Origin of the sequence: Arthrobacter antibioticus, assembly GCF_030063205.1 — a bacterium.
Taxonomy (GTDB): Bacteria; Actinomycetota; Actinomycetes; order Actinomycetales; family Micrococcaceae; genus Specibacter.
The window spans coordinates 465,989-492,338 of record NZ_JASISQ010000002.1; the positions used below are offsets into that span (position 1 = coordinate 465,989).

A 26,350-nucleotide genomic window follows, 5' to 3' on the forward strand; every position below is an offset into this window, starting at 1 on the left:
CCATGCTGGCTATAGGCTTGATCGCATGAGTATCAATCCCGAGCTGCAGGGGCGCAGCTATCGTTTAGATGAAATTTATAGTGTCGGCAGAGAGTCCGTTCGAGACTTTGCCAGAGCAGTCAAGGCCAGTAACGCTGCCCATTTTGAGGTCGCTGCAGCCCAAGCGCTGGGGCATTCAGATCTGGTTGCGCCACCTACCTACGCCATCATCGTGGCACAACGTGCGGATGCTTTGCTGATCAACGATCCGGAATCCGGCATCGACTTCACTCGGGTGGTGCACGCTGAACAGCGATTCACTCACCACCGCGCCATTGTTGCCGGTGATGAACTGTTGGCAGAGCTGCACGTAGACAATGTGCGGGGTATGGGTGGCGGTGCCATGATCACAACGCGTGCGGAAATTTCAACTCTCGACGGCGAAGCGGTCGCCACTACCGTCTCAGCAATTCTGGTCCGCGGGGAGGGACAATAATGACTCATTCAACATTGAACATTGCAGATTTTCCGGTGGGCACCGAAATTGGTGCACGGAGCCTTGAGATCTCCCGAGCAGATTTGATTAAGTACGCCGGAGCCTCGGGAGACTTTAACCCCATCCATTGGAACGATCGGTTTGCTCGTGAGGTTGAACTGCCCGGTGTGATTGCGCACGGCATGTTCACTATGGGGGCAGTTGTGCAATTAGTGACCGACTGGGTGGGCGATCCGGCCGCGATCCTCTCTTATGGCACGCGTTTCACGAAGCCTGTCCCTGTTGCCGATCTGGATGAGCGTCCCGGGGCCGTTGTTGAGGTGGTGGGTGTTGTAGGTGCTGTAGATTCCGACGCCGGGACGGTCCGGATCGATCTGGCTGTCACCTTAGGCGGAGCGAAAGTTTTGGTCAAGGCGCAAGCCACCGTGCGCTTAGCGTGAACCAAGTCAGTGCCTGGCGTAACGGTGTGCTCACTGCTTACGCCGGTTCCGGATTGGTTTTTGCCACTTGGGTATCTCGTATTCCTGCCATTCGCGACGACCTTTCCCTGACCCCGGGTGAAGTGGGGCTGATGCTGCTGTGCATGTCACTGGGCTCATTTGTCTCCGTGGCGGCTTCCGGGCTGATAGTGCTGCGTCTTGGCTCTAAATTGACGTCTCAGTTCGGCGTCATCATCCAAACCGTTGGAATCATGGTGGTGGGCTTAGGCGCCTCGGTGTTCTCACAAACACTTGTGGTGGGTGCCGGACTGATCATTGTTGGCCTAGGCACCGCGAGTTGGAACACAGCCTCCAACATTGAAGGGGCTGCGGTTGAACGTGCACTGGGGCGGCACATCATGCCGCGGTTGCATGGCTCATTCAGCATTGGCACAGTGGCCGGAGCGGGCGTGGGTGCGTTGGCTGCTTCCATGCATGTCCCGGTAGCCATCCACCTGTCAGTGATTGCCGCCGTGGTCTGTCTGGCAGTTGTTAAGGGCACCACCCATTATCAAGCGGACAAACTCACCCCCACCGGCGCAATTGCGGTGAACGTTGTGAGCTCAAGCGCTGTGCCAGGTACCGGGCCTATCCCCATCATCACGGCCAGCACATCTGATTTCGGCGTCGTTGTTAAAAATAGTGGCAAGACCAAAGTAAGTGACGCCAAGGCAGACGGCAAAGCCAAGATCGCAGCTGCTTGGCGTGACCCTCGCACACTGATGCTAGGCGCGTTGGTGCTTGGACTTGGCTTGGCAGAAGGTGCTGCCGGTGACTGGGTGGCCTTGGCCATGGTTGATGGTTACGAGTCCACCGCGGCCATTGGTGCGATTGGATACGGTATTTTTGTTTCTGCCATGACCATTGGCCGTTTTGTAGGGACTGTGGTTTTGGATAAGTACGGCCGGGTTCTGGTACTGCGCGTCGGGGCGGGCCTCGCCGTGCTCGGCCTGGCCATGTTTGTGTTTGCACCCTCGGCCCAGGTTGCGTTAGCTGCCCTCGTGTTGTGGGGCTTAGGCTCTGCGCTGGGTTTCCCCGTTGCCATGTCAGCAGCCTCCGATGACCCTGTGCATGCTGCCGCCCGTGTTTCAGTAGTTTCCACGGTGGGCTATGGAGCGTTCCTTGGCGGTCCGCCGCTACTGGGCCTGCTTGCCGAACATGTTGGGGTGCTGCATTCCTTGCTGGCCGTACTTCTCATGCTGGTGGTGGCTTTCTTCCTCACGCCCGTAGTGCGGAAATCAAATGACTTAGAAAGCCCGGAAAGTACTGAAAAAATCGGTGGTGATGCTCGCAAGGGATAGTGTGGATTTGTGAATGCGCAAAAGTATCTTTCTTCCCTGACAACCCTTGAGGTGGGCGGGCCGGCACACAAATACGTGGTTGCCACCACCGAGGCCCAGATCATTGCCGCCGTTAAAGCAGCCGACGATGCCGGGGAGGCGCTACTGGTTCTTGGCGGTGGCTCCAACTTAGTTGTGTGTGATGACGGCTTTGCTGGAACTGTCTTGAAAATCGCCAGCCAAGGTTACGCAGCGAACTCCCAAGACACCTGTGGTGGTGCTTCTGTGGTTGTCCAGGCAGGGCACGACTGGGACGACTTTGTGCACCAAAGCGTGCTGCACGCCTGGAGTGGAATTGAAGCGCTGTCCGGGATTCCTGGGAGCACCGGCGCCACCCCCGTACAAAACGTGGGTGCCTACGGTTGCGAAGTTGGCCAAAGCATTGCGGCCGTGCGGGTTTGGGACAGGAAAGAAAGTGCTGTCCAGACCTTCACCAACCACGAGCTAAAATTCGGGTATCGTGATTCACTGCTGAAAGCCACCACAGTCAACGGCTCCCCACGGTACGTGGTCCTAACAGTTGAGTTTCAGCTGCTTCTTGGCCGGATGAGCGCTCCCATCAAATATTCGGAACTTGCCCGCCGCCTTGACGTTGAGATAGGCAAGCGCGCCAATTCCCTTGAGGTCCGCAACACTGTCCTGGCTCTGCGGGCCTCTAAAGGAATGGTGCTGGATGTAGAGGATCGCGACACTTTTTCCACCGGTTCGTTCTTCACCAACCCACTGGTGACAGAAGAGGTGGCCAACACGCTGCCAACAGACGCGCCCCGCTGGACGGCAGGGGAGCTGGTGAAGCTCAGCGCCGCTTGGCTCATTGAGCAGGCCGGCTTTTCCAAAGGCTTCGGTCTTGCCGGTGAAGGGGAGGGTGCAGATCATGGGGCGCAAACTCCGGCACGGGCGTCCTTGTCCACCAAGCACACCCTGGCAATCACGAATCGTGGCGGGGCCAGTGCCGCCGATATCCTGGCGATTGCCCGGGAGGTGCGCGACGGCGTCGTACGTCAATTTGGTATTGTCCTGGAGCCGGAACCGGTGCTGGTGGGGTGCTCGCTCTAACGCTCAGCTGAGCTTGCCTCGAAGGGATATAGCGGTTCGTTGGCTCAGACCATACCCGGGTAGGGGGGTAAAATGGCACTGGGGAGTGATGTGTGCTACCGCCTCCTTGCGTAACGTAGAAGCTAGATTAGAACTTTTTCGTTGACGTGATGATTGGGCATCCGTGAGACAGCAAGAGGAGCACAATGTCATCTGCAACACTTGACACCACCGAAGCGTTGGACGGCGCACCAGTCATCAAGCCTGCGCGCAAGCGCCCGGCACGGGATCGCCAAGTCACGGATTTCATCCAGCTTTGCGAGCAGGTTCGCGCGGTTGGTCTCATGGAGCGAGACATTAAGTGGTACGTGGGCAGGTTCATTCGCCAGGGAATCGGATATTTGGCGGTCTTGGCGTTGTTCCTGACGTTGGGGCAGAGCTGGTGGCAGATGGTGACGGCTGTCCTGTTGGCGTTCATGTGCACACAGACCGCTTTCATTTCCCATGATGCCGCGCACCGTCAGGTGTTTGCTTCGGCGAAGAAAAACGCATGGCTTGCCCGGATCGCCGGTAACTTGTTCGTGGGCTTGTCGTATGGCTGGTGGATGAACAAGCACGGCAAGCACCACCTGAACCCGAACAAGATTGGCGTGGATGGCGATATTGATCCGGGCGCTCTGGTGTTTGATCCGGAAAATGCTGCCAAGCGCACCGGCTTTGCCAAGTGGTTCGCCCGCCGTCAGGGCGCATTCTTCTTCCCGCTGCTGACGCTGGCTGCTCTTGATCTGCACATCGCAGCAGTGCGGCGTGTGCTGGACCGCAAGCAGGTCATGCCGGAACGTGGTGCCGAGATCGCAATGCTCGTTTTCCGTCTGGTGGTCATGCCTGCGTTCACCGTATGGTTCCTTGGTTGGGGCATTGGCATTGCCTTCATCGTTGTACAGGTTATGGCCCTTGGTTTGTACATGGGCGGCTCCTTTGCCCCGAACCACAAGGGCATGCCGCTGGTCCCCAAAGACGTCAAGATCGACTTCATGCGCCGCCAGACCCTCATGAGCCGTAATATCACCGGTGGTTGGTGGGTTGATGCAGGCATGGGCGGTTTGAATTACCAGATTGAGCATCACCTCTTCCCCACGATGTCCTCCAAGAACCTGAAGGCTGTCCAGCCCATGGTGCGCCAGTACTGTGCAGAGCGGAATATCACTTACACAGAGACCACGCTGGGACAGTCATACATGATCGTGATGCGTTACCTCAACCGTGTTGGCCTTGGCCAGCGTGACCCCTTTGAATGCCCCATCACGGCAAATATGCGAAGCGCCCGGTAACTTCTGCTCACCAGCGGGGGTGCCAGATGCTTCCCCAGCCCGTAGATTAGGCGAATGAGTGTAAAGGCCACACCAGCAATCCTTGCCAAGCTGCGACTTGCCAGCTTGGGAATTATTCCCTCAACGTCCACTTGTCCCAGCCCGGGGCCGGTGGACGTTGTGCGTTCCCTGACAGCGCTGCAGGGCCAGGACTTACCCGGGGCACTGTGGTCAATAGGGTTGCGCTCACCCGGGAGTACCCGGACGGATATTGAGGCGGCGTTCAACGGCGGAGAGCTGGTGAGGTCCTGGCCCCTGCGCGGTACCCTGCATGTGTGCGCCGCCGAAGACCTTGGCTGGATACTCTCCCTGACAGGGGAGCGGATGCTCGCTGCCATGGCGGGTCGGCATAGACAGTTGGAAATTACGACGGCGGATCTTCAGTCGGTGCGCCAGCTGGCCTTGGGACTGTTGGATAACTCTGGCGGACGAGCCAGCCGCGTGGAACTGTTTGCCGCCTTCGAGCAGGCAGGCCAAGGCACATCTGCGCAGCGTGGCATTCATCTCCTGTGGAGGTTGTGCATCCAAGGGACCCTGGTGCAAGGTCCGGTCAGCACTGCTGTGGGCAAGGGAACTACCCAGTTCTTTGTTAGCTCGCAAATGTGGATCAAAAAACCAAGGAATCTGGAAAGGGATCAGGCTCTGGCTGAATTGGCACTGCGCTATTTTCGCGGCCACGGCCCCGCCACTATCAAGGATTTCCAGTGGTGGAGCAAACTAACCCGCAAAGATATCAACACGGCACTGGCCCAAATCGCCAACCAGCTCACTACCTTAGAATGCAACGGCACCACTTATTGGCTGGCACCGGAAACGGCTGAACTGGCCGGGGGCCGGCTGCCCGGGAACAGCTCCGTACTGCTGCTGCCGGGCTTTGATGAATACCTGCTGGGATACACAGACCGCAGCGCAGCGCTTGCTCCGCACCACGCTCCGCTGACCGTGCCAGGGAACAACGGCATGTTCAAGGCCACCATCGTAGCTGGGGGACAGGTTGTAGGCACCTGGCGCAAAGCGCAAGGTGCCAAGAGGAAAGAAAGGCAAGTGGCCGGCGTCGTACTTCCAGAACTGTTTATACAGATCAGCCCGGCGCAGCAGAAGACCCTGGCTAAATCAGCGGCAAACTATAGCGCTTTCTTGTTCGGCAGTGGCGCCTAGACCAGAGTGAAAACTGGCTAGCTACCAGCTATAGAGTGCCGATGGCGATCTTGAGCATGCGGCGCAACGGTTCTGCGGCACCCCAGAGCAGCTGGTCGCCCACGGTGAACGCGCTGATGTACTCAGGGCCCATCTCCAACTTGCGGATACGGCCCACGGGCACATCCAACGTGCCGGAAGCAGCCACCGGGGTCAGATCCGCCATGGAGGCTTCCTTGGTATTGGGTACCACCTTGGCCCACTGATTATCATTAGCGAGCAGCGACTCAATCTCCGCCACGGGGAGATCCTCCCGAAGCTTTAAGGTCAGTGCCTGTGAGTGGGAACGCATGGCGCCAATGCGCACACACAGCCCGTCCATAATGACCTTGTTGCTCGCCGAAGTGCCAAGAATCTTATTGGTTTCAACACCGGCCTTCCATTCCTCCCGTGACTGGCCATTGCCCAAATCGGCGTCGATCCACGGGATGAGAGAGCCGGCTAAGGGAACGCCGAACTGGCTGGAATCTATTCCCTCGCGCTGGTGGGCAAGGACTTTGCGGTCAATGTCCAAGATGGCCGAGGCTGGGCTGTTCAACTCGCTGGAGACCTCGGAATTGAGCGTACCGAACTGGTTTAAAAGCTCACGCATATGGCGTGCCCCGCCACCTGAAGCAGCCTGGTAGGTCATGGCTGTGCCCCATTCGACCAGGTTGTTTTTGAATAGTCCGCCCAAGCCCATGAGCATGCAAGAGACAGTGCAGTTCCCGCCCACGAAATCCTTGGTGCCGTTAGCCAGGCCGGCATCGATCGCTTCGCGGTTGATGGGGTCCAGAACAATGATGGACTGCTCGTTCATGCGCAGTGTTGACGCGGCGTCCATCCACAATCCATCCCAGCCGCGGTTGCGTAGTTCACTATGCACGCGCTGGGTGTAGTCACCGCCCTGAGCGGTGACAATAATGGGAAGTTTGGCCAAAGTGTCAATGTCAAAGCCGTCTTCGAGTTTGCCGGCATCGCCGGCTCCGGCAATGGTGGGGGCGTCACCGCCAGCATTGGAAGTTGAGAAGAAGACGGGGTTGATATCGCTGAAGTCGCCCTCGTCCTGCATGCGCTGCAGCAGAACGGAGCCGACCATGCCACGCCAGCCAACCAGGCCGACGGAAGGAACACTGTTATTGGTCATGGTGCCAGTTTAGTCGGGAGGGGCAAATTGGCTGAAGTCAGTTCACTGGATGAACAAGTACGACGCCGTGAGGTAACTTGTGCGGGCGTGCGACTGTTCTGGGGCGCCTGTTCTGTGGGGCGTCGCGAGCTAGTCGATGGGGCGTGGAATGCCGCGGAGTCTGCGTAGCTTGGCTGCCTTGATCTCTTTGAGAAGGTCCCGAAGCCCATCGACGAAAAATAGGCCAAAAAGCAGCACCAGCACTGTCATGACGAGCACGCCGATCCACTCGGAGCCGACAGGCATGCGGGCGCCACTGGAGACTAAAAGAAACGGATGTTCCTAATAATCCAGCAGTGATAATGGCCCACATCCCTGTCCAGGCAATATGCCCCACCACTGAGGTGATGGGCATCCGCGAGTTTCGCTCGGCACCATATTCCTCTAATTTATAGCTGAAGAGGTTGCCGTCCTTGCCGGAGGCGAGGATTCGCGATTCACCCCTGGCAATGGCAGCTGCGTGCGCCGTGGTGACGGCGTCATCGCGGAGGATCTGTCCGAGAGTGTCTTTGCGAAACCAGTACTTGATGGTGCCGAACACCATGTGAGCACTCCTATCCGCCTGAGCTTATATTCGTCAGTTGAGCTAAAAGAGAATTTTAGCACCTGCCGCTCAGCCAGTTCCGGGACCATTGTGAAGCCGCAGAGCATTAGAGCAGAGTTGTCAGCACACCCCCATCCACCCGTACCGCGGCGCCGTTGGTTGCCGATGCGTTGGGGCTGGCCAAAAAAGTGACCATGTCCGCGATCTCACCTGGCTCGATGAAGCGCTCCAGTAGGGAGGTTTGATTTGTTGCGATAATCGCTTTTTTCATGTCCATGACCGGCATGGCTGATTGTTGTGCAAGCTCCTGGACGGTTTGTGCAACGCCATCGGAGTATGTGGGGCCGCCCAGTACCGTGTTCACTGTCACTGCCGTGCCGCGAGTGAGTTTTGCCAAACCATTTCCAACCGCCAGCATGGCGGCCTTGGAGGCGCCGTAGTGGATCATTTCAGCCGGCACATTGACGGCGGACTCACTATTGACGAAAATGATCCGGCCCCACCCGCGCGCCAGCATGACAGGCAGGACGTGCTGGGCAAGTCGCACCCCGCTGAGCACGTTCACATCAAAATACAGCTGCCAGTCGGCGGAAGAAATTGTTTCAAACGACTTCAACTCAAAGATTCCAACGTTGTTGATAAGAATGTCAACGTCGGCGAGTTCGGCACACAGCCTGTCCACTTGTTCGGGATCAGTGAAGTCAGCTGCAATACCGCCCACAGTCACCGCAGGTACTTCCTGCCGCAGCGCATCAACCGCCGCGGATAGCTTTGCGCCATCACGGCCGTTCAGTGTGACGTCAACACCCTCTGCGGCCAAAGCCTGGGCGATGGCATAACCAATTCCTTGGCTCGAGCCGCTGATGAATGCCTTTTTCCCCTTGAGCTGCAGATCCATAATTCTCTCATTTCCGGCGCACGCTAAAACGGCTGCCTCTTACCGTGCAGGTAATTCCAACACGGGTTCAAAGCGAGAATTCCATACATGGATCAGCCCACGATCAGCGGGTTGCGGCTGCGAACTAGACTGGGTCGGTGAACAAGCTTGGAATCTGTGTCCTTGGCCCGATCCGTGCGGAGATTCAGAACCATTCCCTGCATCTTTCCAAAGCCCGACATCGCGAGATCATCGGAATTTTGGTGGCCGCGCGCGGCAGGACGGTGTCCACGGCCCGTTTAATCGAGGAGCTGTGGGAGGATGCCCCGGCAGGAGCAGTGGGCGCCGTTCGCACCTTCATTGGGGAACTGCGGCGCATCTTAGAACCCGAACGCCCACCCCGGATGCCGCCATCGATCATTGTGACAATAGGTGAGGGTTATGCGCTGACAAGCAGCCTAATCACCGTTGATCTCTGGTGTGCTGAGAAGGCAATTGCGGACGCTCCTGGATTAAACACCGAGGCGCGTGAATTGTTGTTGAGTACCGCAATGCAGCGTTGGCACGGTGAAGCTTTCCAAGAGTTCAGTGCACGCCCGTGGGCTAGGCATGAACGAGCCCGGATTACCCATCTTCGCGCGGCAGGTCTCGAGGCTCTGGCACAGGCACGGCTTGAGCTGGGGCGTCCCAAAGAGGTCCTGAACCTGCTCGACGCTCACGTTGTGGAGCATCCTTGGCGAGAGGAAGGCTGGCGGCTGCTGGCACTGGCTCTCTACCGCGTGGACCGTCAAGGTGATGCTATCGCCGTTCTGACCCACGCCCGTTCAACCCTGTTGGAGGGGCTTGGGCTGGAACCAGGAGATCGTTTGACCGAGCTTGAGCGGAGCATCAGGTGTCATGATCCCGCATTGGATATAGAGGACGATTCGATCCTTGTGCGCACAGCTGTTGCCAGTGCGCGGACAGGTTCGCGGTCCCAACTCGAGTCGCTGACAGTCCTCCTCCCACTGTTGGCTGCCTCCGGCTCGGTAGAGTTCGCCGGGGAACAGCGTTTGTCCGCAATCTTGGCTGCTGAGCAACTGGGTGACCCGGAACTAAGCGCACGTGTCATTGGTGGATTCGATGTTCCCGGTAGCTGGAGCCGATCAGATGATCCAGCCTTATCCGCTTCGATCGCCTTGGCAGCTTTGGGCGCCCTCTCGGCACTACCGCCTGGGGCATCAGAGCGTGTACGGGCAAGGCTTCTTGCCACCGTGGCTATGGAGTCACGCGGAACAGCGGGGCGGCTCAAGGAAGCGGCTCAAGCTGAGGAAATCGCGCGACGCCTGGGCGATCCTGCACTTCTTTGCTTCGCGCTCAGCGCCCGCTATCTACAGACCTTCAAAACAACCGGGTATGCACGGGTTCGCGAAGTGCTGGGATCGGAGATCATTGCACTAGCTGTGGCGGCTGAGCTGCCAACCTTCGAGATCGAGGGGCGCTTGATCAGGATGCAGGCACTTTGCGCTCTTGGGACCATTGACGCCGCAGCAAAAGAAGCGGACTGTATTGACGTACTGGCAACGCGTTTTGACCGCCCCCTTGCCTCCGTTTTCACCTCATGGTTTCGATGGACCTTCGTGGCTGGTCCGCCCCCGTCTGACGGACAAGAAATGCCAGGGTTTAGGGTTGGGCTACCCGAGCTGGAAGCCTTGACTCGAGCTATCCGGACAGCAAACGAATTGCCCGATGGAGAATTTGGACCCTACGAACCATGGGTTCGGCCCCTCCTGCTTGCTCGAAAAGGGCCCCATGAGGAGGCTCTGGCTGCCCTGGATGGTTTTCCGGAACCGCCGCAGGATTTACTGCTCGAAGTTTCATGGTTCCTGATCGCGCTGGCCGCCATTGAGGCCGGTCACCCGAAGGCTGGGCAACGCGCCCTTACTGCCCTTCTGCCAGCCACAGAAGAGTACGCAAGCGGTAGTGGGGCCGTTGATCTTGGCCCCATAGCACCGCTGCTGAGAAAACTTGCTGAGTTCCTGCGCATAACAATATAGTTGTTTACGGTAAGTAAATACATTAGGGTTACTTGCGGTAAGCAAAGGAAGTGCACATGATTGACTACGATGACGCCGGCCAGATCCTTTCGGAGATGGTCCAAATCAGCCGCACCTTTAGAATCTCCGGTCAGCGCAGCCGGGATAAGTCGCTGACTGGAACCAAATTTGGGTTCCTGCAGTATTTGCATCATCGTGACGCACGATTGGGGGAGTTGGCCCACCAGCTGTTGGTCTCCGCTCCCGTTGCATCGCGTGCCATTGATTCCCTTGAAGCGGACGGCATGGTTCAACGGCGTGCTGACCCTCAAGATGCCCGAGCATTTTTGATCTCAATCACAGAGCACGGACGAGCCAATCTCATCGAAAGCGAGAGCCAGGCCGTGCGCAGGTTCGCGGAGTCCTTGGCTGATTGGTCTCCGAGCGACGCTGCCCACGCGATCAGTATCCTGGAGCGCTTGAACGTGCACCTGATTGAAGTTACTCAGACCCCTGACACTGTCCAGCTAGCGGCAAAGCCGTCCTTGAAAGAGCACTGATAACGGAAGGGGGACTTTAACGTATGAGCACCTACCGGTCCACAACTAGACCGGCAACTGAACCACGGGAGTATTCGCACCGCGAAATTTTGCAGGTCATGACGGGGCTGCTGGCGGCGCTCTTCACTGCGTTAATTTCCACGACGATCGTTTCCACGGCCTTGCCCACCATTATGGCCGATCTGCATGGCACTCAGCGCCAGTACACCTGGGTCATAACAGCCAGTCTTCTGGCGATGACGATTGTTACCCCGATCTGGGGGAAATTATCCGATCTTTTCGATAAGAAACTCTTGGCGCAGATAGCTATTCTCATGTTTGTGGCAGGTTCGGTAGCTGCTGGATTCTCCACCTCCATCGCCATGATGATGACTGCACGAGCCGTTCAGGGAGTGGCCATGGGCGGTCTGATGGCCTTGGTCCAATCAATTATGGGCTCGATTATCGCGCCGCGGGAACGTGGCCGATACGCCGGTTACATGGGAGCCGTCATGGCGGTGGCAACCGTTTCCGGGCCGCTTCTGGGCGGTGTGATCACTGACGCGTTGGACTGGCGGTGGTGCTTCTTCGTGAGTGTGCCACTTGCAGTTATTGCATTAATTTTGCTTCAGATGAAACTACATTTACCGGCAGTGCCGCGCGGCAAAGTCAAGATTGACTACCTTGGTAGCGTGCTGGTCTCCATCACGGCAGCATTGCCCATGCTGTGGGTGACTTTCGCCGGAAGCGACTATGACTGGATCTCCTGGCAGTCGGGGTTGTTCCTGCTCGCCTTCCTGATCGCTGCTGCTTTGACGGTCTTCGTTGAGCTGCGGGCACCTGAACCGATGATTCCAATCCGCGTGCTGCGCAACAAGACCGCAGCATGGATGATCGTGGCCAGTGTCGGGGCGGGTGTGGGCATGTTTGGTTCGGGTGTGTTCCTGGCTCAGTACTTCCAGCTGGGAGCCGGTGTGAGTCCCACACAGGCCGGGCTGATGACAATACCGATGATCGTTGCCCAAATGCTGTCAGCAACCATCGGCGGGCAAATCGTTAGCCGAATTGGTCAGTGGAAGCCGGTGATGATGATTGGCAGTGTGATCATGCTGATTGGTCTGATCGGTCTGGGAACCATTGATCGCGATACCTCGTACCTCTTTGTGGCCATCTTTATGGCTCTTATGGGTTTGGGGATTGGTGCCTTGGTGCAGAACGTTGTTCTCGCCGTTCAAAACACAGTTGACGTTAGTGAAGTTGGTGCGGCATCGGCTGCCATCGCCTTCTTCCGTTCTCTTGGCGGGGCTATTGGTGTAGCAGTTTTGGGTGGTGTTCTGACGAGTCGTGTTGGCACGAATATTGCCAAGGGACTAGGCTCCATGGGCATAAAGCCTGATGCGCTTTCAGGAGGGTCGGGTGAGACCCAGCTGGATATCAGTGGTCTGCCAGAATCGATACAGCAGGTGTTCCACAACGCATATGCTGACGCGTTCGGTCCCATATTTATGATCGCAGCGATGATTGCGGCGGTCTCCGTCCTAGCGATTGTGGCAGTGCGGGGGACTCCTCTTCGGAGCACAATAGGGATGAAGCCCGCCACTAATCCTGAAGACGGTTCAGCCTCTGATGCTGATTCGGGTCTTGTATCAGGTGATTGCGCTGTGGATCGGGACACGCCAACGGGGCCCACGCCAAGCTAAGAAAGTACAGCTACGCTCATAAACTGAACAAGATAGAGCGCAACACCATGAAGGCATTCGTTATTCGGCAGCCCGGTGCACAGATTGTCGAGCTGTCAGAGGTACCCGTACCCGCAATCGAGGAAGACGAGTTGCTCGTGCGGGTGCACGCCGTTGGCGTGGGTATTCACGATTCTTACTTTTTGCCCCGTGATGCCAAATACCCGTATCCAATCGGTATTGAAGCTGCCGGAGTGATCGAGCAGATCGGCAGTAAAGTCTCCGGCCGTGAACTCGGAGAGCGTATTGCCTTTGTCAGCTCAATGCAGCCAAAAGGTGGAACATGGGCTGAGTTCGTGGCCGTCAAAGCAGGGGCGCTCATAGTACAGATTCCTACTGGAATGGAGTTCATAGAGGCTGCGGCCGTGCCGGTTGCAGGGAACACAGTGCTCAGGGCATTTCGGGCGTTGATAACAATGCCACCCGGCGGGTCGTTGTTCGTAGCCGGCGGCTCAGGTGCCATCGGCACGTTGGCTATTCAGATCGCGCGCCAGCGAGGATGGCGGGTTGCGGCATCTGCCTCGGCAGCAAATCAGGATCACATTCTTTCTCTGGGTGCACAAATAGCGTTGGATTACCGTGACCCGAGGTGGCAGGAACGCGTCCTGGCGTGGACGCCCGGCGGAGTTGACGCGGCGGTCGCTGTGCAGCCCGGTACCTCCAGCGATAGTTTGCCTGTGGTCAAAGATTATGGAGCGTTGGTCACGATTTCGGGCGATGAGTTGCTCCCGGAACGGGATGTGCAGTGTCAGCTGGTTCCTCACCAGATGGATGTTCAGGATGAACTGGTGCAACTCATGGTTGACATCTCCTCCGGTGAAATCCATGTAGAACTGGAGCAGGTCTACGAATTTGGGGAGGCCCTGGCTGCGCTGGAGAAGGTAGCGACCCGGCATGCTCGGGGAAAGGTTGTGCTGCACCTTGGGTAATCGCACGGCCAACGCCACGTTTGCGGAACCTGAGCGCAGTCTCTGAACGTTGCACCTGCGCCAAGTGCGCTGTGAGTTCGTTGTCATTACCACCAGCAGGTGGTCCTCCGGTTGACAGAGATATCCCACCATATCTTCAAGTGCGGGCAGGATCGCCTCCTCTGTTCCACCATGATTACGTTCCCGAAGCTCATGCACGCCCGGCGCAGCAACCCCGTCTAGTGCCAGCCCAAGTTAGGGTGAGAGCAAATGAAAAGTCAGAAGAGTCAATTGCGTAGCCGGGGGTTCCTCACGGAGGAGGACCTTGCCCGTTTCCGCACGCTGACCACGGACGGGCTGATTCGGCAACTTGAAGCCGAGGATGCTGTTGAGAGATCCTGCGCTATCCGTCTACTGGCGTTGATGCCCCGCGTCGACGATTCATTGAACACTATGTTCTTAAACCGACTCACACGCGAAACCAAGCTATATACGAAGCTCGAGCTCTGTACGGCGCTTCAAAGCGGAGGCTTGGAGTGCGCACAGCTGCTTGCTGCCTGCCTTGGCAAAATTGGATCAAATCAGCACAAGCATCCGTCTCCGGAGAGATTTAGAAAAACCAGCTATCCGCTTCCACGAGACATTGTGGCTCGGGTACTCGCCCGAATGGATCCCCACGTTCTGCCGATGCTTGTTTCGGTGATTTCCGATGGCGCCCGGGAAGAAGTTGTTGAAGTTATCGATGCGATTGGGTTCATGTGCTTTTACTCTGAGGTGGATCCAAGAGACAAAGTTCTCACGCTTAATCGCCTGATCGAGACATTCCAGGGGAACCCCAACGATGATTTGCTGCAATGGAAGATCGTCCGTGCTCTTGAGAGTTTCAACCACCCTGATTCTCTAGCGACACTTACGGATGTTCAGAATAACGGCGAAATACAGGCAATACGTCAAGAAGCCCAACGGTCATTAGCGGTGGCGGTGAGGCAACCATCGATGTGAGTAGTCACCCCGGCCGGACGGGACTGTAAATGGGCAACTTTTTCATTACCGCTAACAGCAGTTCTTGCCACGGTTGCTTTTGGTGCCAATAAGCTCGGTGTCGAACCAGTCTTAATCCAAGCCCGCGAAAGTATCGTCACTAGCGCTCAAACACCGTTTGATCTATTGGGTTGGCCGGAGACTTTGCGCGAAGCCAAAGGGCCTATTTGAGGGCAGGGACATCCAATAGCCCCGCTTCAGAGTTTGGCAACTCCGAGTTTTTTGCGGCTCAACGGCCTGCTACCAGTTCTCCAGCCATTAAGCGCGGTGTCATAGCAGCGCGGGCGGGTATAAGCGCATGCCTGATCATTTGTACGGGGGTTTTGGTGGTGCCCGTGCAATGGGTGCCGCACATGGCTAAGAACTTCAGTAAGTGATGTTCTTAGCCTGCGACGGGTTTTCGCGTTCCCACTTCTCACGGATGCGTGCTGTTCGGAAACCAACCCAACTGAGCGCAAGCATGGCGGCCGCGAAAGCGAAGATCAGCAAGACTCCCGAGAGGTAGCCGTCATTGAGCAAAAACCAAACACCAAAGGCCGCGACAATGACTGCAAACACGATGGGGATGGAGCTGCGAATCCGTATATTACGTGGCTTCAGCGGGGTCTGGGCCCCGTGGACATACATGCCGCGCGTGTAGGAAAACGGTCCGTACTGGCTCCGCATCTTCTGACGGTCACGGATCAGATTCGCGGGGTGCGGCTCATAGGGCTCTGACGGAGTCTCTGGGGGGGTGTGTGTCATTAACTGTCCTGTTTAGCCAACAATTTTTCGGCAAGTAAGGTTCGGATCTCTGCATCACTGAAGGTCCCGGGAATCTGCAGTGTCTGCTCGGATCCAGTTCCCGCAGCTGCTTCCCAACCAGACTGGTTTCTCCGAAGTGCCACATTGCTCAGGTTGCTTGCTTCATCCGTTGATGTGAAGACAATTGCTGCATTCTCATTGTCATGAGCAAAAAGCTTTGCCATTTCCAGCCAGCTTTCAGGTAGGTCCGCATCTGCTTTCTGTGCCGAAGCGAACCAACCACCCAAACCACGGCCCTGCATCATGAGATTGACTTCGTTGTTCAGGAAATAAACTACGCCTGCGCCTTGGCTATCTGAGGTGAAAGCCACTGAGACCCAGCGGGTCGAATTTCCGATGGCGTAGACAGCTGCAGCAGCCAGAGCCTTTGGCAACATTGTCTCGCCGTCTTCGGAGACCAGCAAGTCGCGGGCAAGGAGTGAAGATGCGCCAGCGAGTAGCATGTCTTTGTTATCAGCCGGGTACTGCGCCTGAAGCGTGGCGGCAGCAACTGCAGCAGATTGATTTTGAAAACGGGACAACATGTATTGGATCTCGGCGATGCCAAATCCGCCCATGGATTCTTCTACGCTCATGCTAGGTCTCCTTCAAGTCTGTTAGGGGGCTATTCACAGTTGTGATCACCAATTCCATGGCAACAATTTCTCTGGACTCTTTACAACGTCGCTGACAGCAGCAACAGTATTTTCGGCAACGTCGCCCGCGAAGTCGTTCACGGCTTCAACTGCCTTGGGACCGTTCTCACCCAGCCACTGGGCGCCGGCTTCGATCTTGTCCCAATTGTCGTAGATAGCGATGGCTCCGGTAGCCAGAATTGCAATCGGTTGTTGTGGACCGGGTATCAAGGCGGCTGCGCCGATCCCCGCTCTGACAAGATCTGCGGCACCGGAATCAGTGGCGACTTTCACGTTTCCAAGAATGTCACCGTCCTTGTACCCTTCACCGAAAGCGTTTCCATGAATGATTTTGTTCAGTCCCGAGGCGCCGTCTATTGCCACGCCAGCCCAGCCCAAAGTCTTACCGGCACCATCGACTAGTCCCGCAATTTTGGCAGCGTGAGGTCCCCTGGCGAGCGATTGCGCGTATTCCCCGCCCTCCAGTAGTTGAGCTCCGTTGTGCAGGAACTTCGTAGTTGGGCCCATGTTGAACCAGCGAGAGTCCATGAAAGTGCCAATGGCCCCTGGGGTTCCCCACGCGGCTTTTAGGTCCTTGGCGTGGAGTAGCAGATCGCCGGTGAAGGTGATATCTCGGAGAGTTCTCAACGTGTCAGGAAAGAATTTATAGACGCCCCAGGGCTCTTTGACGTATTTATCAAACCAGGTTTTGTCCTCGGAATCCGAACCCGGATTGCTTTCCGTTCCCTTGCCGTCAGTGCCACCGCCACCGGTCAGGCTTGAGGTGGAGCTTGCCTGCTCCTGCTCGACGGCGTGCCTGTTAAGTTCAGTAGCGGTTTCATCCAGCATTGCAGCCGTACGGGAAATAACTCCGCGGTGCTGGCCGCGCCACTGTGAGGCAAAGCGTTGTGCATCAGGCCCCTGCCAATAGCGCGGGAGCTGGTTCACTGTGCCGTCGAGCAGCTTTTGTGCTTGCACCAGCTTTTGTGAGTTGCCAGAGAAGTCCCTGGCTAGCGCGCGCAGTTCTTCAACATCAGCGCCCAGCATTTGTGACATGGTGGCTCCGGATTACTAGAGGACAGAAACAGAAATATGAGTCAAGAAAGAGCTTAGCCGTGGCCAAGCCGTGTTGCGATGGGGTGGACTGCCCATGGCAACGAATTGCTACTCCTGTGAGAACTCTGTTTCTCCCCGTGCCCAGAGAGTGATCCTGTACTCAGTCCCGTTTTTTGAGGTGTGCCAACCCTCAACAGGAGAGCCGCCGCGAAAAGAGAATTCATGACCAAGAGTAGGAGCTTGAGTATCCCCTGGTACGTCCGTATTAATTACAGTGATGACTGCGACGTTGCAATGCTCCTTGACCTGTTCGTAAACCTGACCACCGCCAATGACCCACACTTCATTGCCGCCGGGGGAGAGCTGGGCCTGCACAAGTGCCTCTTCCAACGAGTCAAGAACCACCGCCCCACTTGCCTCAGCTGTTGTTGCCCACCCAGCCTGGCGCGTCACCACAATGTTGGTGCGCTCCGGAAGTGGACGGAATTTCGCGGGGAAAGAATTCCATGTACGTCGTCCCATGACCACTGGGTGGCCGCGGGTAACCCGCCTGAAGTGGGCCATATCCTCCGGCAATGCCCAGGGCATGCCGCCGTCTGCGCCAATTACCCCGTTCTTAGTCTGCGCCCAAATCATGCCAATGATCGGCTGGGTGAAACGGTAGCGCGTGGGTGTGGAGGGTGTCTCACTCATACGGCGATCGGGGCCTTAATCGTGGGGTGGTGTTGGTAATTGACTAGCTCGAAATCAGCAAAAGTATAATCGAAAATCGATTCAGGTGTGCGGGTGAAGCGCAGCTGTGGGTACGGGTAAGGGGTGCGGGAAAGCTGCTCGGCAACCTGCTCCCGGTGATCGTCGTAGATATGCACGTCCCCGCCTGTCCAAATAAACTCGCCCGGTTCCATGTCCAGTTGCTGGGCCACCATCATAGTCAGGAGCGCATAAGAGGCAATGTTGAATGGCACACCCAAGAAGGTGTCGGCAGAGCGCTGGTACAACTGGCAGCTGAGTTTTCCGCGGCCGTCTTCCGTGGGGGCAACATAGAACTGGAAGAAAGCGTGGCACGGCGGTAGCGCCATGTTCGCCAGCTCACCCACATTCCACGCCGAAACAATGTGCCGGCGTGAATTCGGATTGCTGCTCAGGGAATCCATGACTTGCGCAATCTGGTCAATATGTTCCCCGTCTGGGGTAGGCCATGAGCGCCACTGGACGCCGTAGACGGGGCCGAGTTCGCCGTCGTCGTTGGCCCATTCATTCCAGATCTTTACGCCGTTCTCCTGCAACCAACTCACATTTGAGTCCCCGCGCAAGAACCACAGCAATTCCATGGCTACCGACTTGAAATGCACCCGTTTAGTGGTGATTAGCGGGAAACTCTGGGATAAATCGAAGCGTAGCTGGCGGCCAAAGACGCTGCTGGTGCCGGTACCCGTGCGGTCAGCCTTCGCGGTACCGTTGGCCTGTACGTCACGGAGCAAGTCCTCATAAGGGGTCAAAATAGTCACGGGGCAAGTCTACCTACTGGGAGCCTCGACGGTTCAGCTGTCCTTGGACCAGGGAAATCAGGGTCTTCGCATCCAGTCCTGCTTCTTCGCTGGTTTGTATGAGATGTTCGACGGCGGCCAGCACCGCCAGCCCATTGCTTACCTCAGGTGGGTGGTGGGGCTTTTGTGGTTGTGTTTGAGCAACTCCGGTTCCCGCCACCACGGTCCCTTGCCGGCGGTTCGTTGTGACTTGTCCTGCCGCTTCAAGTTCCTTGTAGGCCCGGGCCACGGTGCCTGCGGCCACACCCAAATCGCCGGCCAAGCTGCGGATGGTGGGCAGCCGGGTGCCGATTTGCAGCTCGCCAACAGCGATCAGGGAGGCGATTTGTCTCTGGACTTGTTCGTAGGGAGGGGTGGCCGTCTGAAGATCAATAACAATCCGCGCTTCCATGCAACGCTACTTGCTCACGCGGGCGGCCGTGCCCGGCAGATATTCTGCCGGGGTGAAGCTCCTGACGGGATAAAAGCACAGAACAGCGGCAAGCACCAGGAAAGCTACGCCCACAATCCCCAGGCCGGAATCCTGGGCTGTTTCGCTGAGACTCGGCGCGGTGCCAATATTTAAGGTGACTGCGCCAAGAACGGCCCATAACCCACCAGCAACCGTGCGAAGGATCCGGAACAGGGCCCGCCGCCGCAATGTCCGCTCAAGTACTGGGGCCACATCCGTCAGCGCGGGCCGCAGCCAGACAACAGTTGTAGCACAGGCGCCTGTAACAACAACGGCTAGCACAACTACTAGAGGGACAAGGAAGTGAGGTGCTGAGCCGCTCAATCCTGGCCAGTCATTCGCTCCGCCCCTAGTGATCCCGGCAACCGTGATCAGTGCCGGGATCAGTGCCACGGCGCTGATGCTGATGGCAAGTGTGAGAGTAACCGGAACGCCCGCCTTCAGAGAAGTCCGCACTGTATTTGGCGCGACTGTATTTGGCGCGACTGTACTTGGCACAACTTTTCTGGGCGGAGCATAATTACGGCGCAGCAGCAGTTCCAGCCCGAGGTGGGTCAGGAGGGTAAACACCAGCGCAAGTGCCAGCGGACCAAGCCAGCCAAACCACTGGGTGAGGCTCAGTCCCAGCAGAAGCCCAGCCACGGCAGAGGCAGGTGCCACGATCCCGGCTGTCCCAGTCAGTCTGGCTGCGCCGGCTCCGTTTCTCCATGCAGGGTCCTGCGAGGTTCCGTTGACAAACAAAGAGTTGTATCCGGCGTCGTCCATCTCAGTGTCAAGAAAAGGCGGCTTCCATAGGAGCATGGCGATCAGCACCATCGCATTGACGATGCCCAACCAGTTCGTCCATGAGGTAGTGCCTGAGTCCGGGGCTGGTTGGGCGAGATAATTTCCGGCTATGCCAGCCAAGCCCGAGGCCACCGTGGCACTCACCCGGAGCGCTCTGTTCATGCCAATGACACGAAGGGTGGTGTTTTGATCGGTTGTGAGGGCTTCTAAAGATCTGCGGGAGGCAATAAGCCGCATGACCAGCAATGTTCCGGCACTCAGGATCAGCAATGCGACGGTGAGCGCGGTTGCCAAGACGTATCCCGGAAGGCGTCCTTGATAGCTCACAATGGATTCGCCGGATGGGCTCACTACGACCCCCTGACTGGATATAAATCCGGGGACAAAAAAGAGGAATGCCAGCACTCCGGCAGAGAGTGCAAAGACGCCCAGCACCGTCCAGCCCAAACCACGTTGGACATAGTCCCGGGCCCGGCGAAATTCAAGAACAGCCACTCGTTTTGCCGATTTTGGTGCCGGCCAGGTGGCCTGGCCAATGGCGTTGACACCAACAACGGCCACCGCAGGGGCAATGATCGCGAACCAAGGTAGCAGCGTCCACTGCTCCCCCGGCACGGCAATCCGTGTGGGATCGTAGAGTCCGGCGTGGGCTGCGCCGGCCAAGCTGCTCAAGGCCCAGGCAAGAATGCCTGTCCACAAGGCATGTTTGCGGATGTATTCCAAAGATTTGCTTGCAGGCTCACTCCACACGAAGAGCCGCAGGATCAGGTAGGTGATGGCTGTGACGCCAACGCCCACTAGCCCCAGAAGGATTAACACTTCGGTCAGGTTTGGTGCAAACACTATTTCCCCATCGATGATCACGCTGTGTATCGAACACTTTGTACTGAGCGTACGGTACAAAGAGGTGAAGGGAAAGCCTTGGTCCCCGTTGAAGTTGGAGATGATGACACCCCGGAGGACGGAGTGGTGTCATCATCTCCAACTTCAACGGGGGCGGGTCAGTCCTCGTATGGTTTGTGTTGCTCCACTGCCACGATCCGCCCAGGCTCGGTGGCGGAAACATGAGCGATCAGTACCTCTCCAGGGGAAAGATATGGGTCAATCATGGGCAATGAGCTGGCCAAAACGGGGGACATGTGGGTGGCCAGGGCACCTATTACCGTTGGCAGAACGGGGCGGTGAGTGCAGACAGCCGTGGCACTTGTTTTGCTCAGCAATCGGTCTATAACTGCAGCGGTTTTTATTGGATGACGCTTGTGGTCAGATTCGGTCAACCACGGAACCACCTTGACTTTGGCCTTTGTTGCCTGGGCGTACGGGGAGATTGTGGCTATGCACCGCATCCAGCCGCTGGTATGAATCCGCTCAGGATGCCATGACATCAAGAGCCGCTGCAGATACAGCGCCTGACGTTTACCTGTTGCGGCCAGTGGCCTTTCACCTTCCGCCCGGGTCCATGCGGACCGCGGCTTTGCTTTAGCGTGCCTGATCACCAGCAATGGCCAGGTCGCTAGAGTCCCGCCCTCAAAGGCCGCAACCAAAGCCTCAAGAGGCTCCAAATCGGAAGGGTTGGACAGTAGTCCGCGAGCCTTGTTGGGACTGCACCAAATAACGCTGTCAACCTCTTTCCCATCGGGGATGGGAGGCATGTCATCTGTGGCACAAGCCCAATAATGGACCTCCTTCAGACCGGCTTTTACAACGTACTGAATTGATGGCAGCGGAATGCCCAAGGTGATGGGCAGACCCACCTCTTCGTGCACTTCACGCACAGCACATTCGGCAAGCGTCTCGCCAGCGTCAAGCTTGCCCTTGGGCCACGACCAGTCATCGTAACGCTGACGGTGGATCAGCAGGAGCTCAAGCTTCCTTTTCTTAATCCGCCAGCAAAGGGCTCCGGCAGCGTAGATGGAGACGGCAGCGTCGTCGTCCACGGTTTCCTCGAGGTTTTCAGTGTTGCGCATTACCGGTGCAGTGTTGATCGCGAACGTGAACGGCTGGCGAGCAGCCATGACTGGATATCGAGCAAAGGTTTTCCTTCATTGTCGAGATGGAAACGCTTCCACTGACCTTCGTTATCCAGATGCCAGCTGGCAGTCCCCGGATCAAGATAGCGCTCAAGCAGTGAGTTGACCTCGGCGATGTCTTCCGCATTGGAAAGCTGAACCAGCGCCTCAACCCGGCGGTCGAGGTTTCTGTGCATCATATCCGCGGAACCAATGTAAACCACTGGCTCTAAATTGTTGGCAAAGGTGAACACACGCGAGTGTTCAAGGAAGCGACCAAGGAATGATCTAACGGTTATGTTTTCACTGAGCCCCGGAACGCCCGGACGCAATGAGCAAATACCTCGCACAATCACACCAACCTCCACACCGGCCTGAGAAGCACGGTATAGAGAGTCAATGATGGCTTCATCCACCATTGAGTTGACCTTGATGCAAACTCGGGCCGGAAGCCCTGCCTTCTTGTTCGCAATTTCTCTATCTATGCGCTCAATCAATCCTGAACGCACGGAGCGCGGAGCCACTAGCAGACGGTCAAAGGATGACTTGGGTGCGTATCCGGAGAGCTGATTGAAGAGCTTGGACAGATCCTCGCCCACTTGGTTATCGGCGGTCAACAGCCCCAGATCTTCGTAGTATCTTGCTGTGCGGGGGTGATAGTTGCCAGTGCCGATGTGGCAGTAGCGGCGCAACCCATCCTGTTCCTGGCGCACCACAAGAGATAACTTGCAGTGAGTTTTCAAACCAACAATGCCGTACACAACGTGCACCCCGGCTTGTTCAAGCTTCCGGGCCCAGGAAATATTGGCTTGCTCATCAAATCGGGCTTTGATCTCAACAAGAGCCAAAACCTGTTTACCCGCTTCGGCAGCGTCCACCAAGGCATCCACAATGGGTGAGTCCCCAGATGTTCTGTACAGGGTTTGTTTGATTGCCCTAACCTTGGGGTCGGTTGCCGCTTGTTCCAGGAATGCCTGCACTGACGTAGAGAAGGCATCGTAGGGGTGGTGGAGCAGAATGTCACGACGGCGCATGGCGGCAAAGACGTTAGCCGCCTTGGAGGTTTCCGAAGCATTCAGGTCCCGGGAAGTGTGGGCCACATGTTTGGGGTAGCGCAGATCGGGACGATCAATGGAGCCGATGATGGACAGGCCACGCAAATCCAAAGGAGCAGGCAGCGAATAAACTTCTGCCTCATCAACGTCAAGTTCGCGCACAAGAAGTGCAAGAACACTTGGGTTGATGTCGGTGGTGACCTCGAGACGGACGGGGGGACCAAATTTTCGACGCAGTAGTTCCTTCTCCAGAGCTTGCAGGAGATTCTCGGCGTCGTCCTCTTCAACCTCGAGGTCTTCATTGCGAGTGACTCGGAATGAGTGGTGCTCCACAATCTCCATGCCGGGAAAAAGCTGGTCAAGGTGCTCGGCGATGACCTCTTCCAGCGGGATGAAGCGCGCCACGCGCCCGGGGACAGTCCCGGCACGGGGGCCATCAACAGCAACCAAACGGGGCAAGAGATCCGGCACCTTCAACCTTGCGAAGAGTTCCTTCTCACTGACAGGGTTGCGAACCACAACAGCCAAATTAAGTGACAGCCCGGAAATGTAGGGGAAAGGGTGGGCGGGGTCCACTGCCAGCGGCGTGAGAATCGGGAAGATCTTATCGCCAAACATTTTAGACAACGCGGACTTGGCCTTGTCATCGAGCTCATCCCAATGCACCAAGTGGATGTGTTCATAGGCCAGTGCCGGGCGAATCTGGCTCGCAAAAACATGGGCGTGCCGTGCCTGAAGTTCGTGGGCGGCGTTACTGACCTGCTCCAGCACTTCTATGGGGCTCAGCCCGGCAGGTGAGGGTACCGCCAGCCCGGCAGCAATGCGGCGTTTAAGTCCCGCCACCCGCACCATGAAAAACTCATCCAGGTTGGACGCGAAAATGGACAGGAAGTTTACTCGTTCCAACAAGTGCAGGTCCGGATCTTCAGCAAGTTCCAAGACCCTGGCGTTGAATGCCAGCCAGCTCAGCTCACGGTCAAGGAACCTGTCGGCGCTGATATCGCCCTCGGGAATGAGTGTTGGCTCAAACTCGGGGATCTCAATCCGGTCCTGAGTAGCTCGTGAGGCCGGTACTTCACCTGAAACAAAACGTTCCCGGCTCTTTGTACTCACAGTGGCCCCGGGTCCCTTGTATTCGCGCTTCATTAAAAAATCCTCGTGGTTGGTATTGCCTTGAGTCAACCTTACAAGCCGCATCCGATGCCGACTGCAATAGCAATGTGCAGGTTATGCCGACATTGGTCCGTACATGACATCCGAATCCCATTTGGTGAAACCAAGCTTGCGATACAACGAAACCGCCGCCTCATTGTCTGCATCAACGTAAAGCATAATGGCGCTCAATCCTGCATTCTGCAGGTGATCCATGCCCTGTCGTGTCAGGATTTTACCCAGACCCAACCCCTGTGCTGCCGGAGTTACCCCCACAACATAAACCTCGCCCATGGCAGCTTGCCCCGCACGGGCAGGGTGGACCTTGGTCCAGTGGAACCCCAGAATCTCGTCGGCGTCATTGACTGCAAGGAAGAAACCGGCCGGATCAAACCACGGTTCCTCCTCGCGAGCCTGAAGATCAGCCAAGGTGAGTGATCCCTGTTCCGGGTGGTGGGCAAAGGCTGCCGCGTTGGCGGCTAACCAGGCTTCCTCATCCTGGCCGGGAACAAATGTTCGTAGCCGCACCCCGTCGGGCCTCTGGTAGTGAGCAGCCGATTGTGTAGCCGTGGTGCCGGACGACGGTGACGCCCGGACAAGGCGCATACGCCACAGTTCACGGATGGCCCGGTAGCCGTAGCTGGCAGCCAGGTCCGCCGCAGCTTCATGACCGCCGTGGGACCACGCCTTGATGCCCTGCAGTCCTCGTACCTCAACCAGTTTGTCGGCCAAAATTGCACCCACCCCGTCGTTGCGGTATGCCGGATGCACAACAATCTCCAACACCCCTTCGCTGCCGTCCAGCACAACAACTGCTATGCCTGCAAGGTCTTCGCCAACAGTGGGCGAGGCGTCCTCGGGGGCATACGTTAGAAGTGTCAGCACACTGGGGGAACCTGCAGTCGCAGACTTTAATTCCACCAAAGTTTGCTCGGAGAAGGGAGGATTGCCGTCCGCGTCCTCCGCAGCGTCAATCACGCTCGCCATCTCTTGGAGAAGCTCGGGCCCGGGGGCTCCTTGAATGACCGTCACAGGCCAGCTGTCAATCTTTGCGGGGCTCATAACCCCAGCCTAGTGGGCTTGCCTGAGCTAATGCGAGACTCTTTGAGACAGATCGGCTCGAATCGTGCCGTGACGGTGCTGTTTGCGCCCCACTAATGACCCATGACACATTTTGGGGCAGCCAATTTGCCTCCGGCCGGAGTCTTGACATAGAGTTTGTGAGCAGCACATCGTGGGAGTCCACGTTGCTAGAAATTGTTGGGAATCCTCTGATTCTTGCGGTTTCAACTGGGGGGATGCACCAGTGGGGTGTCCTCGATACGTTCGACCCGTATGTCCTCCACGAATGAAGAAGGCCCGTTTCCATCAAGGAAACGGGCCTTCTTAGGTTCTGCTGGTGTTTTGGGCCTGAGGCTATGTCGCGCTTAGGACGTTGTGGTCCGTCTTGGATGTAATAAGTCGGTAACCGACATTGCGCACAGTACTGATAAGTTTTTCATTCTCAGCCCCCAATTTCGCGCGCAGGCGTCTAATGTGCACATCGACTGTGCGGGTTCCCCCGTAATAGTCATAGCCCCACACCTCGTTAAGCAGTTGCGCCCGGCTAAAGACACGCCCGGGATGCTGAGCAAGATATTTGAGTAACTCAAACTCTTTATACGTCAGGTTCAGGACTGTGCCGTGGACCCTGGCCGTGTAACTATCCTCATCGATAACGATCCCTGCAGCCTGAATTTTCTGGGGTGCGGTTTCCTCGGTGTTGGCTGCCCGGGTCACCGCCAACCGGATCCGCGCCTCAACCTCAGCGGGGCTGGCCGAATCAACTACGACATCATCGGCTGCCCAGGAAGCCGTCACAGCGGCCATACCTCCCTCGGTTAAAACAAGCAATAGGGGAACGCTGATGCCGGTAGCCCGCAGCAACTGAGTTAATGAACGGGAGCCGGCTAAGTCCTTGCGAGCATCAACCATGATCAAATCTGAGGGTTTGGCCTCGAGCAAGGCAGTAGGGACTGCCGGAAGAATATGGACGGTGTGGCTTAAAAGTTCGAGCGCAGGCAAAACCTCCACGGAACTGCCGCGGTTGTTGGTCAGCATTAATATCTGCGACATGTCTTCCTTGAAAAGTATCCCAAGTGCGCGTTCTTGA

The 26,350-nt window shown here is 57.0% G+C and carries 25 protein-coding genes; 11 read left to right on the top strand and 14 right to left on the bottom strand.

Annotation, left to right across the window (positions count from 1 at the left end):
• The first annotated feature begins 25 nt into the window (after positions 1 to 25).
• The 6 genes from QMG40_RS07290 to QMG40_RS07315 all read left to right on the top strand — a co-directional run bounded on the left by QMG40_RS07290 (position 26) and on the right by QMG40_RS07315 (position 5,857).
• Positions 26 to 475, top strand: coding sequence for an FAS1-like dehydratase domain-containing protein (locus tag QMG40_RS07290; protein WP_283529960.1), 450 nt, complete (start codon positions 26 to 28; stop codon positions 473 to 475).
• Positions 475 to 915: a MaoC family dehydratase gene (locus QMG40_RS07295; RefSeq protein WP_283529962.1), complete on the top strand. Its 441-nt coding sequence runs from the start codon at positions 475 to 477 to the stop codon at positions 913 to 915. Before QMG40_RS07290 ends, QMG40_RS07295 begins: the two co-directional genes overlap by 1 nt.
• A complete protein-coding gene (locus tag QMG40_RS07300; RefSeq protein WP_283529964.1) occupies positions 912 to 2,255 on the top strand; it encodes an MFS transporter in 1,344 nt (447 codons plus the stop codon). Before QMG40_RS07295 ends, QMG40_RS07300 begins: the two co-directional genes overlap by 4 nt.
• 9 nt (positions 2,256 to 2,264) lie before the next feature.
• On the top strand, positions 2,265 to 3,350 hold the full coding sequence (locus QMG40_RS07305) for a UDP-N-acetylmuramate dehydrogenase (protein WP_283529966.1): 1,086 nt from the start codon (positions 2,265 to 2,267) through the stop codon (positions 3,348 to 3,350).
• Positions 3,351 to 3,535: 185 nt separating this feature from the next.
• Entirely contained in the window at positions 3,536 to 4,660 is a 1,125-nt protein-coding gene (locus QMG40_RS07310) for a fatty acid desaturase family protein (protein ID WP_283529968.1), read from the top strand.
• A 54-nt stretch (positions 4,661 to 4,714) separates the two neighbouring features.
• Positions 4,715 to 5,857, top strand: coding sequence for a winged helix DNA-binding domain-containing protein (locus QMG40_RS07315; protein WP_283529970.1), 1,143 nt, complete (start codon positions 4,715 to 4,717; stop codon positions 5,855 to 5,857).
• Between the two features lie 28 nt (positions 5,858 to 5,885).
• On the opposite strand, the gene asd is transcribed toward QMG40_RS07315, so the two are convergent.
• From asd to QMG40_RS07330, 3 genes are all read right to left on the bottom strand, one after another.
• Positions 5,886 to 7,022, bottom strand: coding sequence for an aspartate-semialdehyde dehydrogenase (gene asd, locus QMG40_RS07320; protein WP_283529973.1), 1,137 nt, complete (start codon positions 7,020 to 7,022; stop codon positions 5,886 to 5,888).
• A 129-nt stretch (positions 7,023 to 7,151) separates the two neighbouring features.
• A complete protein-coding gene (locus QMG40_RS07325; protein WP_283529975.1) occupies positions 7,152 to 7,307 on the bottom strand; it encodes a hypothetical protein in 156 nt (51 codons plus the stop codon).
• A 404-nt stretch (positions 7,308 to 7,711) separates the two neighbouring features.
• Positions 7,712 to 8,503, bottom strand: a complete 792-nt coding sequence (locus QMG40_RS07330) for an SDR family NAD(P)-dependent oxidoreductase (RefSeq protein WP_283529977.1) — start codon at positions 8,501 to 8,503, stop codon at positions 7,712 to 7,714.
• A gap of 137 nt (positions 8,504 to 8,640) precedes the next feature.
• Between QMG40_RS07330 and QMG40_RS07335 the strand changes: the two genes are divergently transcribed.
• The 5 genes from QMG40_RS07335 (at position 8,641) to QMG40_RS07355 (ending at position 14,685) form a co-directional block, all read left to right on the top strand.
• Positions 8,641 to 10,518: an AfsR/SARP family transcriptional regulator gene (locus QMG40_RS07335; RefSeq protein ID WP_283529979.1), complete on the top strand. Its 1,878-nt coding sequence runs from the start codon at positions 8,641 to 8,643 to the stop codon at positions 10,516 to 10,518.
• Positions 10,519 to 10,574: 56 nt separating this feature from the next.
• Positions 10,575 to 11,057 carry a MarR family winged helix-turn-helix transcriptional regulator gene (locus QMG40_RS07340; protein ID WP_283529981.1) on the top strand — a complete coding sequence of 161 codons (483 nt, stop codon included), beginning with the start codon at positions 10,575 to 10,577 and terminating at the stop codon, positions 11,055 to 11,057.
• A 23-nt stretch (positions 11,058 to 11,080) separates the two neighbouring features.
• Positions 11,081 to 12,736, top strand: a complete 1,656-nt coding sequence (locus QMG40_RS07345) for an MDR family MFS transporter (protein ID WP_283529983.1) — start codon at positions 11,081 to 11,083, stop codon at positions 12,734 to 12,736.
• A gap of 47 nt (positions 12,737 to 12,783) precedes the next feature.
• Positions 12,784 to 13,704, top strand: a complete 921-nt coding sequence (locus QMG40_RS07350) for an NADP-dependent oxidoreductase (protein ID WP_283529985.1) — start codon at positions 12,784 to 12,786, stop codon at positions 13,702 to 13,704.
• Positions 13,705 to 13,953: 249 nt separating this feature from the next.
• Complete coding sequence (locus QMG40_RS07355) at positions 13,954 to 14,685, top strand: hypothetical protein (RefSeq protein ID WP_283529987.1); 732 nt, start codon at positions 13,954 to 13,956, stop codon at positions 14,683 to 14,685.
• A gap of 405 nt (positions 14,686 to 15,090) precedes the next feature.
• Here the strand turns inward: QMG40_RS07355 and QMG40_RS07360 are convergent, their stop codons facing one another.
• The 11 genes from QMG40_RS07360 to QMG40_RS07410 all read right to left on the bottom strand — a co-directional run bounded on the left by QMG40_RS07360 (position 15,091) and on the right by QMG40_RS07410 (position 26,313).
• Positions 15,091 to 15,468, bottom strand: coding sequence for a hypothetical protein (locus QMG40_RS07360; RefSeq protein WP_283529989.1), 378 nt, complete (start codon positions 15,466 to 15,468; stop codon positions 15,091 to 15,093).
• Positions 15,468 to 16,103 carry a hypothetical protein gene (locus tag QMG40_RS07365; RefSeq protein ID WP_283529991.1) on the bottom strand — a complete coding sequence of 212 codons (636 nt, stop codon included), beginning with the start codon at positions 16,101 to 16,103 and terminating at the stop codon, positions 15,468 to 15,470. The genes QMG40_RS07360 and QMG40_RS07365 overlap by 1 nt, the downstream gene beginning before the upstream one ends.
• A gap of 45 nt (positions 16,104 to 16,148) precedes the next feature.
• The gene (locus QMG40_RS07370; protein ID WP_283529993.1) at positions 16,149 to 17,198 is read right to left on the bottom strand and encodes a WXG100 family type VII secretion target; all 1,050 of its coding nucleotides are present in this window, start codon (positions 17,196 to 17,198) and stop codon (positions 16,149 to 16,151) included.
• 108 nt (positions 17,199 to 17,306) lie between these two features.
• Entirely contained in the window at positions 17,307 to 17,891 is a 585-nt protein-coding gene (locus QMG40_RS07375; RefSeq protein WP_283529995.1) for a dihydrofolate reductase, read from the bottom strand.
• Positions 17,888 to 18,706, bottom strand: coding sequence for a thymidylate synthase (locus tag QMG40_RS07380; protein ID WP_283529998.1), 819 nt, complete (start codon positions 18,704 to 18,706; stop codon positions 17,888 to 17,890). The genes QMG40_RS07375 and QMG40_RS07380 overlap by 4 nt, the downstream gene beginning before the upstream one ends.
• A 13-nt stretch (positions 18,707 to 18,719) precedes the next feature.
• Positions 18,720 to 19,136: a GntR family transcriptional regulator gene (locus tag QMG40_RS07385; protein WP_283529999.1), complete on the bottom strand. Its 417-nt coding sequence runs from the start codon at positions 19,134 to 19,136 to the stop codon at positions 18,720 to 18,722.
• A 6-nt stretch (positions 19,137 to 19,142) separates the two neighbouring features.
• Positions 19,143 to 20,825, bottom strand: a complete 1,683-nt coding sequence (locus QMG40_RS07390) for a hypothetical protein (RefSeq protein ID WP_283530001.1) — start codon at positions 20,823 to 20,825, stop codon at positions 19,143 to 19,145.
• A gap of 158 nt (positions 20,826 to 20,983) precedes the next feature.
• A complete protein-coding gene (locus QMG40_RS07395; protein ID WP_283530003.1) occupies positions 20,984 to 21,949 on the bottom strand; it encodes an NUDIX hydrolase in 966 nt (321 codons plus the stop codon).
• Complete coding sequence (locus QMG40_RS07400; RefSeq protein ID WP_283530005.1) at positions 21,949 to 24,192, bottom strand: RNA degradosome polyphosphate kinase; 2,244 nt, start codon at positions 24,190 to 24,192, stop codon at positions 21,949 to 21,951. The genes QMG40_RS07395 and QMG40_RS07400 overlap by 1 nt, the downstream gene beginning before the upstream one ends.
• A gap of 81 nt (positions 24,193 to 24,273) precedes the next feature.
• Positions 24,274 to 25,260: a mycothiol synthase gene (gene mshD, locus QMG40_RS07405; RefSeq protein ID WP_283530007.1), complete on the bottom strand. Its 987-nt coding sequence runs from the start codon at positions 25,258 to 25,260 to the stop codon at positions 24,274 to 24,276.
• 354 nt (positions 25,261 to 25,614) lie between these two features.
• The gene (locus tag QMG40_RS07410; protein ID WP_283530009.1) at positions 25,615 to 26,313 is read right to left on the bottom strand and encodes a winged helix-turn-helix transcriptional regulator; all 699 of its coding nucleotides are present in this window, start codon (positions 26,311 to 26,313) and stop codon (positions 25,615 to 25,617) included.
• Positions 26,314 to 26,350: the final 37 nt, after the last annotated feature.